This is a genomic window from Aliarcobacter skirrowii CCUG 10374 (assembly GCF_003544835.1).
GTDB classification, from domain to species: Bacteria; Campylobacterota; Campylobacteria; order Campylobacterales; family Arcobacteraceae; genus Aliarcobacter; species Aliarcobacter skirrowii.
Window position 1 is genome coordinate 896,511 of the sequence record NZ_CP032099.1, and the last position, 19,015, is coordinate 915,525.

General features: G+C 26.2%; 12 protein-coding genes. 7 read left to right on the forward strand and 5 right to left on the reverse strand.

The features are described from left to right. Position 1: 1 nt before the first annotated feature. From ASKIR_RS04750 to ASKIR_RS04770, 5 genes are all read left to right on the forward strand, one after another. Positions 2-1,366: a di-heme oxidoreductase family protein gene (locus tag ASKIR_RS04750; RefSeq protein WP_115588613.1), complete on the forward strand. Its 1,365-nt coding sequence runs from the start codon at positions 2-4 to the stop codon at positions 1,364-1,366. Between the two features lies 1 nt (position 1,367). Then, positions 1,368-2,309, forward strand: coding sequence for an imelysin family protein (locus tag ASKIR_RS04755; protein ID WP_115588614.1), 942 nt, complete (start codon positions 1,368-1,370; stop codon positions 2,307-2,309). 2 nt (positions 2,310-2,311) lie between these two features. Next, entirely contained in the window at positions 2,312-3,268 is a 957-nt protein-coding gene (locus ASKIR_RS04760) for a sterol desaturase family protein (RefSeq protein ID WP_228198798.1), read from the forward strand. Beyond that, on the forward strand, positions 3,213-4,325 hold the full coding sequence (locus ASKIR_RS04765; RefSeq protein ID WP_066161201.1) for a cytochrome-c peroxidase: 1,113 nt from the start codon (positions 3,213-3,215) through the stop codon (positions 4,323-4,325). The genes ASKIR_RS04760 and ASKIR_RS04765 overlap by 56 nt, the downstream gene beginning before the upstream one ends. A gap of 83 nt (positions 4,326-4,408) precedes the next feature. Continuing rightward, the gene (locus tag ASKIR_RS04770) at positions 4,409-8,437 is read left to right on the forward strand and encodes an NACHT domain-containing protein (protein ID WP_115588615.1); all 4,029 of its coding nucleotides are present in this window, start codon (positions 4,409-4,411) and stop codon (positions 8,435-8,437) included. A gap of 308 nt (positions 8,438-8,745) precedes the next feature. Here ASKIR_RS04770 and uvrA read toward each other — a convergent pair whose 3' ends face one another. The 4 genes from uvrA to ASKIR_RS04795 form a co-directional block, all read right to left on the reverse strand. Further along, positions 8,746-11,562 (reverse strand): excinuclease ABC subunit UvrA, encoded by a 2,817-nt coding sequence (gene uvrA / locus ASKIR_RS04775; RefSeq protein ID WP_115588616.1) that lies wholly within the window; start codon positions 11,560-11,562, stop codon positions 8,746-8,748. 63 nt (positions 11,563-11,625) lie between these two features. Further along, positions 11,626-13,455, reverse strand: a complete 1,830-nt coding sequence (gene selB / locus ASKIR_RS04780; RefSeq protein WP_115588617.1) for a selenocysteine-specific translation elongation factor — start codon at positions 13,453-13,455, stop codon at positions 11,626-11,628. Beyond that, complete coding sequence (gene selA / locus ASKIR_RS04785; RefSeq protein WP_115588618.1) at positions 13,448-14,800, reverse strand: L-seryl-tRNA(Sec) selenium transferase; 1,353 nt, start codon at positions 14,798-14,800, stop codon at positions 13,448-13,450. Before selA ends, selB begins: the two co-directional genes overlap by 8 nt. Before the next feature lie 201 nt (positions 14,801-15,001). Further along, on the reverse strand, positions 15,002-15,271 hold the full coding sequence (locus ASKIR_RS04795) for a DNA repair protein Rad50 (RefSeq protein ID WP_066350649.1): 270 nt from the start codon (positions 15,269-15,271) through the stop codon (positions 15,002-15,004). Between the two features lie 116 nt (positions 15,272-15,387). Between ASKIR_RS04795 and ASKIR_RS04800 the strand changes: the two genes are divergently transcribed. Continuing rightward, positions 15,388-17,373 (forward strand): site-specific recombinase, encoded by a 1,986-nt coding sequence (locus ASKIR_RS04800; RefSeq protein WP_164966872.1) that lies wholly within the window; start codon positions 15,388-15,390, stop codon positions 17,371-17,373. Between the two features lie 153 nt (positions 17,374-17,526). Here the strand turns inward: ASKIR_RS04800 and ASKIR_RS04805 are convergent, their stop codons facing one another. Beyond that, positions 17,527-18,063 carry a hypothetical protein gene (locus ASKIR_RS04805; protein ID WP_066350654.1) on the reverse strand — a complete coding sequence of 179 codons (537 nt, stop codon included), beginning with the start codon at positions 18,061-18,063 and terminating at the stop codon, positions 17,527-17,529. A 199-nt stretch (positions 18,064-18,262) separates the two neighbouring features. Between ASKIR_RS04805 and ASKIR_RS04810 the strand changes: the two genes are divergently transcribed. Then, on the forward strand, positions 18,263-18,964 hold the full coding sequence (locus tag ASKIR_RS04810; protein WP_066387221.1) for a peroxiredoxin: 702 nt from the start codon (positions 18,263-18,265) through the stop codon (positions 18,962-18,964). Positions 18,965-19,015: the final 51 nt, after the last annotated feature.

The window sequence follows — 19,015 nt, forward strand, 5'->3', positions numbered from 1 at the left end:
ATTGAAAAGCTTAAAAAAAATCTTACTTTTAAAAGCTCTTACAATATCAATTTGTACAGAGCTTTTTTCATTTGATATATCTAAAAATTATATATCAAATAGTAAGAGTAGTAAGATATTTCAAAAGCAAATTGATGGTTTAACTAATGAAGAGCAAGATATATTTATGCTTGGAAGGAGTTTTTTTACAATTCCTTGGGTTGAAGCTCCAAGTGCTACAACAGCAAGAGATGGATTAGGACCACTATTTAATGCAAATAGTTGCATCTCGTGTCATCCAAAAAATGGAAGATCTGAAATTTTAAATAGTAATGGTTTTGCTTCAAGAGGGTTAATTGCTAGATTATCAATAGATTCAAATGATTCTAAATATGCTTCTATTTTAAAGAAAAAAGGATTTATTCAAGAGCCAACTTATGGTGAACAATTAGCAATCAATGGAGTTTTTAATGTTCCTTTTGAAGGAAATATAGAAGTTGATTTTGAATACTTTGATATAAAATTATCTGATGGTGAGATTGTAAATTTAAGAAGACCAAAATATAGTTTGAAAAATTTAAATTATGGAGAGCTTCATAAAGATAGTGTAGTTTCATATAGAGTTGCACAATCTTTGAATGGCATGGGATTAATTGATTTAATACCAGATGAAGAGATTCTAAAAAATCAAGATATAGATGATAAGAATAGTGATGGAATAAGTGGAAAAGCAAATTTTGTTTATTCACCAATTTCAAAACAATATGAGCTTGGAAGATATACTCATAAGGCTAGCGTTTCAAAACTAAAAGAGCAAGTTGCAAATGCTTTTTCAAATGATATTGGAGTTACAACAACATTAATTCCATATGAAAAATGTACAGACTTCCAAAAAGAGTGCTTAAATGCACCAAAAGCTAAAGATGCTATTGATTTACCAAATGATAGGCTTGATGCAGTTACTTTTTATATTAAAAGTTTAAAAAGTTATAGTGCAAATAAAAATAGTCAAAAATATAAAGAAGGATATAAAATATTTGAACGACTTGAGTGTTCAAAGTGTCATATAAGTAGTTTTAATACAAAATTAGGTTTTGAAGTAAGACCATTTTCAGATTTTTTACTTCACGATATGGGAGAAGATTTAGCTGATGGAAGAGTTGAGTTTATGGCAGAAAAGAGTGAGTGGAGAACTGCACCTCTTTGGGGAATAGCTATAAACAAACTAATAAATAAAAATCCAAATTTTTTGCATGATGGAAGAGCTAGAAGTGTTCAAGAGGCAATTTTGTGGCATGGTGGAGAGGCAAAAAGAAGTAAAGAGGCTTATATGAATCTTTCAAAAGAGAATAGGCAAAAATTAATTAAATTTATAGAGGAGTTATAGTTTGAAAAAAATATTTTTTATTATGATATTTTTTCTTGCAAATTTGTTTGCAAATGAGACAGTTTTTCAAAGTGTTATAAAAAATGTATTGTTAAAAGATACACAAAATGCGATAAGTAGTGCTAAAAAATTACAACAAAATATCACACAAGAGAATTTTAAAATCTTTTTAAAAGATTGGAAAAGAGTTGAGGCTTTATATTTAGCTGGTGAGATAAATTATGATTATATCGATACACCAAGATTTATTGATGTTTTTAATAATCTAAAAGAGGATTTAAACTCTCAAATGAGAAGAGTTGTAAATGGAACAAATGATGTTAAAACAACACTATTTAAAAACTCATTTAAAACAATCAATGCCTTAGAGTTTGTAATAGCTCAAGAGAGTTTAGATGATAGATCAAAAGAGATTATAAAAGAGATTTTAAACTCAATAATCACAAATTTACAAGATATAAAAGGGGTTTATACAAACTATTTAAAAAATCCAAAGTTTAAAGAGAAAGAGGAGATTGCTATACTTGTAAATGTTTTAGTTGCAACTTCATATAGGCTAAAAGAGTGGAGAGTTGGAAATCCTGCTGGATTATCTGCTAAATTTAAGGGTGATATAAAAAATGAAAGAGCTGAATACTTTTTGACTCAAAACTCTTTTGAAGCTATTAAATCAATACTTGAGGCTCAAAGTGATATTGTAAATAGTAAAGATTTTAAAAATTTATACACATATGCAAAAAATAGTGGAAACCAAAAAGAGTTAAATGAGGTTTCAAATAGTATAAAAATTGCACTTGATGAGTTAAACTTCCTTCCAAAAGATGATTTTACAAATGCTTCTTATCTTTTTGAAACTGTATCAAAGATTCATGATTTATACTATGTAACAATTATTGAGAAACTTGGTCTTAAACCTGAAATTTTAGATGCCGATGGGGATTGATTTTGGAGTATTTAGCTTTTGATTTCTTTGCAAATCCAAGTAAAAGAGTATATTGGTTATATATAATAAGCTCTTTTATTTTGGCAATATTATATTTTTATATTACAAAAAAGAGTTCAAAAGCTATTCTTTCAAGTAAGCTTTGGTTGCATCCTAGTGCAAAGCTTGATTATATATACTTTTTTTTAGCAAATATTGTAAATATAGTTTTAATTATTCCTTTGGTTTTAAGTGCAAAGAGTGTTGCTTTGTTTACAAATAAATTTTTATATGAAAATTTTGGATTTTTTGAATCTATAAATTTATCTTTTACTCAAATAACAGTTCTTTATACAATAGCAATATTTGTTTTTAGTGATTTTACAAGATATTGGTTACATAGATTTTTGCATACAATTCCATTTTTATGGGAGTTTCACAAGGTTCATCATAGTGCAAAAGTTTTAACTCCAATAACATTTTATAGAGTTCATCCAGTTGAAAACTTTTTATTTGCTTTAAGATATGCATTTAGTGTTGGATTTGTTACTGGTATTTTTATATATTTTTTTGGTGCAAAGATAAATATTTATATGGTTTTAGGAGTTAATATTTTGGTATTTATAACTTCAATTTTTGGTTCAAACCTAAGACACTCTCATGTACCTTTTGCATATTTTTCATTTATTGAAAAGTGGTTTTTATCTCCAAAACAGCATCAAATTCATCATGATAGAAAAAATTTTAATAAAAATTATGGAGGATATATTGCAATTTGGGATAGAGTTTTTGGTACATTAAAACTCTCAAAAGATGTAAAAGTTTTAAAATTTGGACTTAGAAAAAATCAGATGCAAGATTATAATTCTATAAAAAATCTATATTTTAGACCATTTATAAATTTAATTAAAAAGGGAAAATTTTATGAAAAAATTAGTTTTAGTAACAACATTTCTACTAGTAAATCTATTAGCAAATGATATTACAAAAGAGGATTTAGGAAGAGCTCTGTTTTTTGATGTTAATTTATCAAAAAACAGAACTCAAAGTTGTGCAACATGTCACAATCCAGAAGCTGGTTTTATAGATAGTAGAGATAATGGTGTTTCAAAAATGGCATCACTAGGAGATGATTTAAAATCACTTGGAGATAGACAAGCACCAACAGCATCTTATGCAAAATTTTCACCAAAGTTTCACTTTAATGATAAAAAAGGATTTTATGTAGGTGGACAGTTTTGGGATGGAAGAGCTTCTACTTTAGAAGAGCAAGCAGGAGGTCCGCCTTTAAATCCAATAGAGATGGGAATGAGAGATGAAAAAGAGGTGGTTGATAGATTAAAAGAGAATAGTTTTTATGTAAATAGTTTTGAAAATCTATTTGGTAAAGATATTTTTAAAGATGATAAAAAAGCCTATGAAGCTATGAGTGAAGCAATTGCATCTTTTGAAAGAACAGATGAGTTCTCTCCTTTTGATTCAAAATATGATAGATATTTAAGAGGAGAGTATGAACTAAGTGCTTTAGAAGATTTGGGAATGTCAATATTTTTTTCAAATCAAAATAACTCTTGTGCAACTTGTCATATTTTAAAAGGCGAAGGAAAAGAGGGCGAGACTTTTTCAAACTATGAGTTTCATAATATTGGAGTTCCCAAAAACAAAGAGTTAAGAGCCAAAAATGGTGTTAAAGAGAAAGATTTAGGACTTTTAGCAAATCCAAATGTAAAAGATAAAAATCAAATTGGAAAATATAAGACTCCAACTCTAAGAAATGTGGCCGTGACAGCTCCATATATGCACAATGGTGTATTTAAAGATTTAAGAACGGTAGTTTTATTTTATGATAAATACAACAATAAAAAAAATATTATAAACCCTGAGACAAATCTTCCTTGGGATGAACCAGAGCATCCTGATAATATCTCTATTACAGAGCTTAGAGCAATAGCTCAAAATGATAGAAAAGTAGATGCTTTGGTTGCATTTATGAAATTACTTACAGATAAAAGATATGAGCATTTAATCGAAGATTGAAACTAAAAAATAGTTTCAATCTAGCAAAAATGATTTAACTTATTATTAGATATAATCTAGCATTTTTTAAACATAGGGAAAATATGGCTTATAGTGAATCTGATACTCGTGCAAATTTAATAGATCCAAAACTAGAACAATCTCAATTTGAAGAAAAACAATATTTTATAAAAAGAAAATTTGAAACTCAAAATATTCAAGAAAAACAAACTGTTGAATTTGAAAATATATTAGTAAATAATATATCTGTAATACTCGGTGAACCAGCTTCTGGAAAAACTAAACAATTAAAGCAATTTGAAAAAGAAAATAGTGACGATGTTCATTTTGTAGAACTTGTAAACATTGAAACAGAGAGTAATTTAGAGTTAGTACAAAATAAAAAGTATATTTTACTTGATTCTATAGATGAAGCTTTGAGAGTAAAAAATATAAATTCTAAAGAATTACAAAACAAACTGACTAGTTATATTCAAAAATGTCAAAAAATTAATCCAGAAATAAAATTTGTAATTACATGTAGGCAATTTGAATGGAAAGAATATTTTAATAACGAATTGAAAAAGTTAGATAAAGAATTTATTATTTATCAAATTTTAGATTTAGAAAAAGATGATATTAATGAACTTTTAAAGCAAAATAAAATTAATCAAGATGAATTTTGGAAGTATATATTAGACAATTTTTTAGATTCTTTATTGAAAAATATTCTTATTGTTCAGTCTATTATTAAGAATTATAATGAATATAAAAGCAAAATAATAACTTATATTGATATTTATAAGGATATTATTAAAAAACAACTTTCTATAAAAGGTAAAGATAGAGAGGATATTTTGAGTAAGGACTTAGCAAAAGATATAAATATATCTTCTTCTTTAGCTACTTACATGATTTTAAATAGAAAAGCCACTATTTTGCTAGATAATCTTAGCATACTTGTAGATGAATTGTACAAAATTGATAATAAGAGTATTAGTTTCGATGAATTAAATCTTGTTTTAAGTACAGCATTATTTAAAAAAAATGGTAATGAATTTGATTTTTCTCATACTACCATAAAAGAATTTTTAATGGCTTATTTTATCAATGAGAAAGAACTCGATATAAAAACTATAAAAGAACTTTTTTCACATGAATTAAGATTTTATGAAGAGTTTGAAGAAGTTATTATTTATTTAACAAATCTAAATAGTGATTTATTTGATGATTTTGTACAGTTTGACCCATTTATTTTTAAAAGACATCCTCTCTTAAATGAAAAACAACAAGAAAAACTTTTAATTTCAATGTTATTTAAACTTAAAAATGAGAAATCTATGGCTTGGGGTAGATGGAGTGATTTTGAAGGTACTACTTTAGTAAAATTTGATAAATTAAAACTATCAACTTTAATACAAAAAACTATAAAGCCATCAGATGTTAATAAGTTAGTATTTGCCTATTTGATTGCACTGCTAGAATATAATTATTCAAAAGAGATGGAAGATTTGATATTTACATATCTTGAAAATTATTCTAATGATAATCTAGGTAATAAAAATCTTATAGAATTAATTCAAGATAACTTCATAGATGAGTTTAAGTTTAACAAAAGACTTTATTCCTTTTTACAAGATAAAAAGCTAATTAATTCTAACACTGATATAATTTATTTAAAAGATTTTCAAACATTACTTTTTGAATCACTATATGGTATTAAATACATAAATAGATATGGAAGTGATAAAAAAGCTCATTTAGTAGATACAGGATTTGAATTTGATAAACTGTTGGAGTTATTAGATTCCATACCTGCTAGACAATTAGAATATATTGTTCCATATTTAAAATCTATAGATACTTTAAAATGGCTTGATTACATACAATCAAAACAAGAGGAAGAAAATTATGATATTTATTGTTGGTGTATTTATGCAGTCTTAATTCATAATAATTCTAAAGATTCTATTAAAAGAGTTTTTGAATTTTTAATTACAAATTTTTGCAATATGTATAATCATGAATTTGATGAAATGTCTTTAGATTTCCAACGAATTGCAGATAATTTTTGGGAAGTTTATTTTTCATCAGAGATAAAAATATTTTGTTATTTAGATGGTTTATTGAAATTCCTAAAAATTTCACTTGAAGATATAAAAAAAGCAGTTTTAAAATATCCGATTGAAAATTATGTTAAACATTATGAAAGATTGAAATTTAATGAAGATATAGATAAATATCTAATGCAGAATAATATATTTGAAACCTATATTATATCATCTAACAAATATTGGGAAGAACAACGAAAAATAAATGCAGAAAAATTACAGAAAAAACTTTTAGAGAATGAAGAATATCAACAAAGAATTCAAAGCGAAGCAGAAAATAAAAAAATATGTGAAGAAAGTTTAAAATCATTAGCTACAAAACAAGATTTTTATAATGTTTTTAGTTGTGAAAAAATTTATAATGAAAAAAATCAAAATAAACTACATGAATTATTAACAGATGAAGAACATGCCAAATTGCTTAATTTTATCAAAGATGATTTTATCAAAGATGAAACATACAAAGAAATAAGAAAAAGAATAACTTCTAATAGTTATAGTGTATTTCCAACAGCATTATATATTTATCTATTTCAAAATATTGATAGTAATGAAGTTTCTAATTTGGTACATTCTAAAGAAGATTTTGAAAAAATATTTTTTCATACTTTTAGATTTCACAAAATAGAAGAAGAATACTTTGTTATATTGGCTAGAGAATATTTTGATTATTTTATTGAATCTTTACATGAATTGATTAGGTTATCATTTACCCAGAATGAAAATACAGATTTAGTTAATTTGTATCAGTTTATTGAAATAATTCAAAAAATTGATAAGTTTGATAAAAATAGCTTATTAAATATAATTGACTATTTTTTAGATTTAGATAAAAATATTTTAAAATCTATTAAAGAAAAGCATAAAGTAGAACAAATATTAAAAATCATTTCATTAGATTACCAATGTTATGATTTTATTGATGAGCTTAGAATTATTGATAAAGATAGAGCATTTTTATATTTAGAATATTTATTTAAAATTGATTTTGAAAAAACTTTAGATAAATATTTTATAGAGTATCAAAAAGAACCAACATATATAAAATTTTGTAAACTAAAAAAATTATATGCGAATATAAAAAATAAGCTTGGCATTAAAGTAAAAGATAACTATGATAAAAATAAATATGATAAACCAAATATAAATCAATCTAAAATCAAACTTTTTAAAGATTTGATTTTGGCTTTAAAAAATAGTGTAAAAAATGAAGATTTAGAAGATAAATATATTTTTATTATTGTAAGTGATTACTATGAGTTTTTTTATGAATATGAAAGACCAACTGGAGTATATTCACCAAATATCTATAGTGCTATGAATGAATATATTAATTCTATATTTAATTATTTAAGTGCAACAAGTTCTCATATTGAAGTTTTAGAAAAATTATCTAAAAGTATCAATACTAGGCTCGGTGATATTTCTAAATATCATTTGCAATTAGCATATAATAATAAAAATAAAGATAGAAACTATTCTAATAGTTATTATAAAAAGATATTTGATAAGGATAATTTGATGAATGATTCAAAGTTTACAAAACTTAAAAATAAATGGGGAGAATTAACAATGTTTGAAAAAATAGGAGCGATAGGTTCTGTTGCATCTATAGTTGGTTTAGTATTATATTTTATGCCAACAAGTTCAGCATCTAATAATATAAGCGTAAATAATAATAATCAAAGCCCAATTATTCAAGAGAATCATGGAAATATAATTTACAATATTGATAATTCTAAGAATCAAATCACTAACAACAATATTGAAATTAGTAATAAAATTGATAATTTCATTAATCAAGCTACTTCAAATATTCAGGGGAAAAATCAAGAAGAGCAAAAAAATATTAATACTAAAATATTTATTTTAGAAGAAGCAAAAAAAATCAATGAAAAAGATATTACATTAGATGCAAAAAATAATGAGTGTAAAAATCAAGCTATAAACGCAAAAAATTTACTTAATCATAATGCAGATATAATAAATCAAATTTGTGATGAAATATTTCAAATCAAATGAAAAGATAATTGACATAATAAGTAAGCAATTACATAAACTACCTTTAAACAAAGAAATCGAAACCCCAAAAGTTTTAAAAAAAGCAATATCAGCAAATAAAGCTTTATCAAATAAAAATAGTAAATTTTTATAAATATTGAATTATTTAATTTATTAATAAAAGCTATGTAAGTAACATTAATCAAAAATTACTCATATTTGTTAATCTATGAGTAAAAAGATATAAAAATTACCCATAGATATAAATCTATGAGTAAAAATTACAGAATCTTTACATATAAATAATAAAAGTTAAAGGTGAGTTATAACTACTTTTGTTGTAACTCTTTATGCAAATAGTATCCAGTATAAGAACCGCTTTTTTCGTGATTGTTAGCAATTTGTTCAACTGTTCCCATATCTACAATTTTTCCACCCTTATCTCCACCTTCAGGACCAATATCAATAATAAAATCAGAGTTTTTAATAACATCAAGATTATGCTCTATCACAAGCACAGAGTTTCCAAGCTCTACTAGATGGTGAAGCACACTTGTAAGTCTATCAACATCTGCAAAGTGAAGTCCAGTTGTAGGTTCATCTAAAATATATAAAGTATTTCCAGTATCTTTTTTGCTTAGCTCTTTGCTTAGTTTTATTCTTTGAGCCTCTCCACCTGAAAGTGTAATTGCATTTTGTCCCAAAGTTATATATCCAAGTCCAACATCGCTTAGAGTTTTTAGTTTTGCATATAACTTTGGCACTTTTGCAAAAAACTCTAAAGCTTCATCAACACTCATATTTAAAACATCAGATATATTTTTTCCTCTATACAAAATCTCTAAAGTTTGGGCATTGTATTTTTTACCATGACAAGTGTCACATTTAACCATAATATCTGGCAAGAAGTGCATTTCGATTTTGATTTCACCCTCTCCTTGACACTTCTCACATCTTCCTCCTTTTACATTAAAAGAGAATCTTCCTATTTTATAACCTCTTAGCATTGACTCTTTTGTTTTAGAAAATAGGTCTCTTACATCATCCATAAGTCCTGTATATGTTGCTGGATTAGATCTTGGAGTTCTTCCTATTGGGCTTTGGTCAAGATAGATTACTTTATCAAGTTTTTCTAAACCATCTATTTCTACACCATCTACTTTTTTAACCTTTCTAGCACGATTTAAAAGCTCTTGTGCAACTGGAAGTAGAGTTTGAAGAATAAGTGAAGATTTACCACTTCCACTTACTCCTGTAATACTTACTAGATTTCTAAGTGGAATTTTTACATTTAGATTTTTTATATTGTTTATATTTACATTTTTAATTTCTATAAACTCTTCTTGAGGTCGATTGTGTGGATATTCCACTCTTTTTTTATTGTTTAAATAAAGAGCTGTTTGAGTTTTTGCTTTTAAAAGCTCTTTTAGTGTTCCAGCAAATACAACCTCTCCACCAAATTTTCCAGCATTTGGACCAATATCAACAATAAAATCACTAGCCATAATTGTCTCTTTATCATGCTCAACAACAATTACAGTATTTCCTTTTTCTTGTAAAGCTCTTAGAGTTTTTATAAGTTTGCTTGTATCTCTTTCATGAAGTCCAATAGATGGCTCATCAAGTACATACATAACTCCTGTTAAACCACTTCCAATTTGTGAAGCAATTCTAATTCTTTGAGCCTCTCCACCACTAATTGTTCTTGCATCTCTTCCTAAAGTTATATATCCAAGACCAACATCATGTAAGAAAAATATTCTCTCTTTTATCTCTTTTAAAATTGGAGCTGCAATCATCTTTTGTTGCTCACTAAAATATTTGAAATTTTTATCATCTTTGAAAAAATTATGAGCCTCTTCAATAGGAACATTTAAAATATCTGGTATTCTTTTTTTAGCCACATAAACAGCTTGACTAGATGGTTTTAATCTGTTTCCACCACAAGAGTCACATTTTTTCTCTGTCATATACTCAGAGATCTCTTTTTCATCTTTTATCATATCGTAGGCTAATTTTACAATTCCATCCCACTTTCTTTTTAGTTTGTGTCTTTTCCAAAAAAACTCAAACTCATCTACAGTTCCGTGTAAAATTGCTTTTTTATGATGTTCATCAAGCAATGAGAAAGGTTTTTTTGTATCTATATTTTGACTCTCACAATAAGCAATAAGCATTTTAAAATAGAAGCCTTTGTTAAATCCATAGATTATTTTAATAGCCCCATCTTCAATTGCCAAATCCTCATCAATAATCTTTTTCATATCAAGTGCATATCTTATTCCCAAACCATCACAAGAGCTACAAGCCCCTTTTGGAGAGTTAAAAGAGAAACTTAAAGGCTCAAGCGCTTCAAAAGAGATTTTACAATCAAAACATGCCATATGTTCAGAGTAGTGAATACTTTTTTCAACTCCTAACTCTTCGTGATTCATAATCTCAATTTCAAGCTCTCCAAAACTCTCTTTTAGACCTTTTTCAACATCTTGTGCGATTCTCTCTTTGTTTTCAAGGTTTGCTGTAACTCTATCTATTACAACTTTGATTGTGTGCATTTTTGTTTTTTCTAACTCAATATCTTCATCAAGTCTAACCATAACACCATCAACCATTGCTCTTACATAACCTTTTGTTCTAAGAGATTCAAACAGATCTGCAAAGCTTCCTTTTTTTCTATTTATTAAAGGTGCTAATATTATGAGCTTGGCATCATTTGGCAAAGATAGAACTTGTTCTATAATATCACTTGCACTCATTTGAGATATTGGTTTTCCACATAAATGACAGTGTTGTGTTCCAACTCTTGCATATAAAAGTCTAAGATAATCATAAACCTCTGTGATAGTACCAACAGTAGATCTTGGGTTTTTTGAAGTAGTTTTTTGATCTATTGCAATTGCTGGAGTTAAACCCTCAATTCTTTCAACATCAGGTTTTCCAACTCTATCTAAAAATTGTCTAGCATAAGAAGATAAAGACTCTATATATCTTCTTTGACCTTCAGCATAAAGTGTATCAAAAGCTAAAGTTGATTTTCCACTTCCACTTAATCCTGTAAATACTATTAGCTTATTTTTTGGTATCTCTAGGTTTATATTTTTTAAATTATTCTCTTTTGCATTAAATATTTTTATTGTATCACTCATAATCTACCTTTAAAATTTAAAGCTTACATTATATAGTAATATTGTTAATAGTTTATTTTATACCTATGCAAAAACTCTTCTATTTTCAACTTTTTTGATATCACTAAAATTATCTAAATAGTCCAAATAACAAACAAGATATTTTCTACTTAAATCAAATCTCTGTTTAAAGTTAAAAATCTCTATAAAACCATCCTCTTTTATAATCTCTCTCATAGATTTTATAATCTTATTTAAACTTTGGCTATGAATAAAAAGATTGTGTTGAAGCCTTATTACATCTTTTTTTGCTGTAAGTGATTTTAAAATATCATCTCCAAGTTTTCTATCAATATCTAAATCATCATAGATATTATAAGGTGCTGTTGGAGTTATATCTTCACTTTTTAATCGTTCTAAAAATATATTTTCAAGCTCTTTTGTAATATCCTCTTTTATATTTGCGTTTTTATAAAGTTGTCCCTCTTTTACTAAAAAGCCATTTTGTACCAAATCATCTAAAGCACTATTTATAAACTCAATACTAGCCCAAGGAACTCTTAAATTTATTGATGAGCTTGAAAGTAGGGCATAAGAGTTTTTTATATAGATATTTTTTATAAATTCAACTATCTCATCTTTTGTTTTAATTGGATAGATAACTAACTCTTTTTTATCTACAAAAACATCTTCTAAAGAGTTTGCAAACTCTAAAGACTCATCATGGCTTAGAGCAAATCTTTGAGTTGAAGATACTACTCCTAAACCTCTTTTATGAGCTTCTAAAAGTATTTTAAAAGCATTTTTAAAATCTCTTTTATAAAGATTTTTCAAAAGATCTCTTTTTTGATTTTTATTCATTGGGTCATATATTGGATTTAAAATAACCCCACCACAAATAGTATCATTTGCACTTCTTAAAATAACTTTTTCTCCAAAAACAGTAAATATCTTTTCATCCATTTTTAGTGTTGCAAAACCATCTTCAAGTGATGTTAAAGAGTCAAAAAGTAGAACTTTTACATCTATTTTTTTAGCTCCAATAAACAAAGTATATGTTTGATTATGGTTTAGTTTTTTGTTTTTTAAACACTTAAAAGAGATATCAATAGTATCAAAACCTCTTAAAAACCCCTTTTTTGTAATAATATCTCCTCTTTGAAGTGAGTTTATATCAACTGAAGATAGATTTAGTGCAGCTCTAGAAGAGATATTTGCTTCTATTGCGTTTTGATTATGTACTTGAATATTTTTTATTTTTGTCTCTTTTTGCAAATGAGGAATAAATACCTTCTCTTCAAGCTCAATTTTTTTACCTAAAACAGTTCCTGTTACAACTGTTCCACTACCTTTTACACTAAAAACTCTATCAACATAAAATCTAAAAAAGTTCTCTTCATTTTTTGTGCTATTTGATATTGTAAATAGAGTGTTTTTTAAATCTTCAATAGATTTTTCATCATAAATAGATACAGCTTTTATAAATTTGATATTAAATTCAAACTCATTTAAAAACTCTACAATTTTATCTTCTTGCTCTTTTAATGTTTTTTCATCTACTAAATCTTTTTTTGTAATTACTAAAATAAGATTTTTTATTCCCAAAAGTGATAAAATCTCAATATGCTCAATAGTTTGTGGCATAAGTCCCTCTTTGGAACTTACAACAAGCATTACATAATCAAATCCAAAAGCTCCAGCAATCATATTTTTTATAAGTTTTTCATGACCTGGAACATCAATAAATGCAATATTTCTCTCAGCTCTATTTAGATTTGAGAAGCTTAAATCTATTGTTATTCCTCTTTGTTTCTCTTCGTTTGTGCTATCACCTTCAAAACCATTTAAAGCACGAATTAGTGCAGTTTTTCCATGGTCAATATGACCAGCCGTTCCTATTATAATATTAGACATTTTTAAACTCTTTTTTTAGTATCTCTTCAATTTTAGCTATATCTTTTTCTAATATTGTTCTAAAATCAAGTAGTACTTTGTCATTTTCAATTCTACTTATGATTAGATTTTTTCTTAAAATTTTTTCTATCTCATTTGCTTTTAGGTTTTTATACTCAAGGCTTAAAGCAATAGTAGGGATTTTTTTATTTGGAGTTGTTCCACCACCAACCATTGTAGAGCTTTTGATTACTTCACATTTTATAAAGTTATCTATACTATTTTTTAAAATATTTGCTCTTTGTTCTAAAACTTCAAGCTTTGTATTTAGCATTTTTAAAGTTGGAATTTTATCTAACTCATTTTTTAAATAGATATTTAAACTCTCTTCTAAAAGTGCCAAAGTAATTTTATCAACTCTTAGCATTCTTAAGAGTTGATTTTTTTTCAATTTTGCTATTAACTCTTTTTTCCCAACTATAATTCCAGCTTGAACACTACCTAAAAGTTTATCTCCTGAGAAGCTAAGCAAACTTGGATTTGATTTCATAAGTTCAAGAATAGAAGGCTCATCTTTGCTTAAATTAAAAGGTAAATCAAAAATATGTCCACTTCCCATATCAAAATAGTCTATTAAGCCATTTTTTTGTGCTAGTTTTGATATATCTTCAAAGCTAACTTCACTAAAAAACCCTTCAATACTATAGTTTGATTTATGAACTTTCATAAGCATAGCTGTATTTTCATTTATGGCATTTTCATAATCTCTTAGGTGAGTCTTATTTGTCGTTCCAATCTCTTTTAATATAGCTCCACTTTGAGTCATAACTTCAGGAACTCTAAAACTTCCACCAATTTCAACAAGCTCTCCACGGCTAAGAACTGCCTCTTTATTTTTGCAAAATGTGTTAAGGATTAGAAAAACAGCACTTGCATTGTTGTTTACAACCAAAGCATCTTCACAAGAAGTGAGTGCTTGTAGAGATTTTGTTATATGTTCGTATCTCTCTCCTCTTTTCCCCTCTTCTAAACTATATTCAAGATTGTTATAAGATGTTGCTATTGTTATTGCATTTTTAAATAGGCTCTCATCAAGCAAACTTCTTCCTAAGTTTGTATGTACAATAATTCCAGTTGCGTTTATAACTGGTTTTAGTGAAGATTGTGTAAGATTTTCGTACTTTCTTAAAACATTTGAAATAAGAGTTTGTTCATCAAAACTATCTATCTTTTTATTTAATATTTCAACTCTCAGATTTTCTAAAACTTCTTTTGTGATTTTTGTTATTAAAGTTTTTGATAATCCTTCAAAAGCTTTGTTTGTGATAAACTTATCAACCTTTGGAATGGATTTTAGTAACATTATAGACCTTTTATACTATTTTAAAGAGTATTATTATACTATTTTAATCTTATGGAGAGTTTGTGTATCTGGTGAGCACCACAGGCTTCAACCCTGATTGACGGTTTTTGTGTAAACGCCGTGAGAGGTTCGATTCCTCTACTCTCTCGCCATAAAGTCTAATATAGTATAAAAAATCATAAAATTAATCTTTATAAAAAGTATTTACTCCTCATCTTCATGCTCTTGTAGCATAATAATGATTTTTTCATAAATATCAGCTGCTTGTTCATCTGTAATTTCATCTTTTTCAATAGCATTTAAAATAGTATTCAACTCTTGTAAAAATGACTCCATATCTTTTTTTGCTTCAATATCATCATTGCAAGCATTATTGCTTGATATTAGCTCATTTAACTCATCTAAAAAAGCTTTAGATTCTGGAATCATTGTTTGCTCAACAACATTTTTTAACTCTAATTTTATATTAATCACTTATTTCCTTTTTTTATAATTTCGTATTTTACTTAATAAATTATATAAACTCATTTATAGCCAAAGCTAATAAACTTTAAATTATAATGTTTTAGATAAAAATATTAAGGTTTAGTTTGAATATAGATGAAAATTTTAAAAAGTTATTAGAGAGTATTTGTAGTGAAGATATTGATATTATTGACAAGTTAAAATATATTATTGCTTTTATTAGACCAAAAAGTAAAGATAATATTGATTTGAGTGTAAATTCAATAAATAAGATTATTGATTTTTTTAACTCACAAGATGAGTTGGCACAAAACATATCTAGCTCTATAAATCAAATTTTTATAGAATCAAAAATATCTACAAATATTGTTCATTTTGGGATTTTATCAAACAACTACTTCTCTTATGAGGCAAGAGAGAGGTTTTATAATAAATTTCTACCAAATCCACCAAAAAAAGGTGATTTAAACTATATTTTTGGAACTATATTTAATAAAAAAGATGATTTTAAGTGGGTTTGCTCTATTGAAAATAGTATATGGGTAGAGTTTTTTAAAGCTCTATTTAATAACTCAAAAAATATAACAAAAACAAAAAATCATCTTTTTAATGAACTTTTAGATGCACTTGAAATTTTATCTATTTGGATAGCAGCTGAAGAGTTTGATTCAAATTTTATTAGGCTTGATAAAAAATTATTAAATAAAGATTCAGCTTTTATAGCATTACAAAGAAATATAGCATCATATATAGAAAATATTCAATCAGATTTTGTAAATATTGAAATTACAAAATCAAAATTAGAGGAGTTGGATGTTTTAATACAACAATCTTATGAGCAAGTGAGTGCTTTAAAAAGAAAATCTCTTCATAATGGTATTTCAATAGATTTAACATATCAACTTGAAAGATTAACTCAGATGATAAAAAGAGTTGAATATATCTTAGAATTAATAAAATATTTTGATACAAAAGATTCAAATGAAATTTTTGTAAATTTTTTTAAAGAATCAGTTGCACAAAATAGTAAAAAAAATTCATTAATAGATTTATATAAACAGGGAATAAAAATTGTAGCAAGAAGTGTTACAAACTATACAAGTGAACATGGTGAACATTATATAGCAACTGATTTAAAAGCTTATTTTAAAATGTTTCTTAGTGCAGCTGGAGCTGGAATTATAATAGCTATTATGGCGCTTATAAAAATCAATATCACTCAAGCTGGATTTTTAATAGGAACTCAAACATTTTTAAGTAGTTTAAATTATGGTTTAGGATTTGTATTTATACATATTTTAGGTTTTACTGTTGCTACAAAACAACCAGCTATGACAGCATCAAAACTAGCACAAGAGATAGAGCAAGATGAAAACAATAAGGCAAATCAAAAAAAGATTATTGATTTAATATTTCAAGTTAGTCGTTCTCAATTTTCAGCAATTGCTGGAAATGTAATATTAGCAATAAGTGTAGCATTTTTGATATCTTATTTAGCTATAAAAAATGGTTATATAATCTTAGATGATGAGGACATAAAATACTATTTAAAAAATCTTGAACCAAACATAGCACTATTTTATGCAGCAATTGCTGGAGTATGGCTCTTTTTATCTGGATTAATCTCAGGTTATTTTGACAATAGAGCTGATTTATTGGAGTTAAAAGATAGATACTATCATCAACCTTTACTAAAAAAACTAATAAGCGATAAGTATAGAGAAAAATTTGCAACATATTTACATGAGCATTATGGTTCAATATTAGGGAACTTCTTTTTTGGTATTCTTTTGGGAATAACACCTTTTATTGGATATTTATTAAATCTTCCACTTGATATTTCGCATGTTGCATTTTCAAGCGCATATTTAGGATATACATCAATGCATTTTGATATATCTGTAACTCTTTTTATATACTATCTAGTTTGTGTTTTACTAATAGGTTTTGTAAATTTAATTGTAAGTTTTACTTTAGCATTAAAAGTATCTTTATTGTCAAGAGATACCAAGTTTGGTAACTTTTTCTCTTTTATTAAAAACTTAATCATTGAGATTTGTAAAAAACCACATAAACTATTTTTCCCTTTTACTTACAAGAATAAAAAATAGATATTTAAGAAATTTTTAGTACAATCATCTTTAAATTATCACAGGGAAGATAAAATGAACAAAGTAAAAGGGATAGCAGTAATTGGAATTTTGGCTTGGACTATATTTTTGATGATATATCTTTTATATATTGGAATAAGTTAATATAGTCTATTAAATAGTCAAAAATGATTCAATAACACAACTCATTCTACTTTTTATATCACTTGTATCAATATTCATATAATCAATTTGTATTTTATAAAGCAACTCATCTTTTAATTTAAACTCAAAAACTAAATACCCAGCATATAAAAAGGCATCTTTATTCTTTTTTCCTTCATCTTTTTTATCATTTTCGTAAATATAATAAGAGATAAGTAGTTTCTCATTTTGTTGTTTCTCTTCTGTTTCAAAACTCTTTAAAACATCCACTAAAATCTTATCACTATCTTTATTTGAGAAGCTATTTTTTAAATTACTTTTCATATTTTGAGAATACTCTATATATGAATTTATAATATAATTTGAACTTTTTAATAGCTCTTTTGCTTTTTGAATATCTTTCTTATAAATTTTTTCAAATGTTGTAACACTCTTTTGACAAGCAACTCTTTTTGCTTTTGGATCATCTTTTTTTTGATTTAAAACTCCATAAGTTAAAAATAAAATAAATGCCACTATAAAACCTATGTATATTTTACTTGCCATAAAAAACTCCTAAATTATTCAATTTTTTGGATTATAATCTTTTTAATATATAAATGTCAATTATCATTCAATTATAATATAAAATTATGAAATCTTGATAAGAATTATTAATATTTTAAGTATAATTTAATTTTCATTCATATATAATTTCTTCAATCAAAGGAAAAAAATTATCCTTTGTAAAATTTAAGGAGATTTTATGGCGTGTGATACATCTATAAAAGCTAGAAAAGAAAAAAAAGTTACTATTAATGAGAATACAACAGAAATAATTAAGGAGAAAAAAATGAGTTCAACAATGGTTTTAAGACAAATGCCAGAATTTAAAATGAGTGCATATGATGCAAAAACAGGACACTATACAACTGTATCAAGTGAAGATTATAAAGGAAAATGGACAGTAATTTGTTTTTATCCAGCAGATTTTACATTTGTTTGTCCAACAGAGATTGCAGCAATGAATGCAAAATATGATGAGTTTCAAGAGCTTGGAGTTGAAATTTTACCTATTTCAACAGATACAAAATTTTCACACAAAAGATTTGTTGAAACTGAACCAATTTTAAAAGGATTAAAACTTACAATTGGTGCTGATACTACAAAAAGTGTAGCTTCTGATTTTGGTGTACTTTTAGAAGAAGAGGGAGTTGCGTTAAGAGGAAGATTTTTATTTAATCCAGATGGTATTTGTGTAGCTCAAGAGGTTCAAGCAGATAGCGTTGGAAGAAATGTAAATGAGTTTTTAAGACAAGTTAGAGCTTGGCAACATGCAAGTAAAACAGGTGAAGTTTGTCCAGCAGGATGGAGACCAGGTAAAAAAACACTTCCAGTAAACACTGATGTTGAACAAATGACAGGAAGAGTTGGAGATTATATAACTTTAGAAGAGATACTTTCATAATTCAAAAAATATATTAAAAAGGAGGAGTAAAAACTCTTCCTTATTTTACAC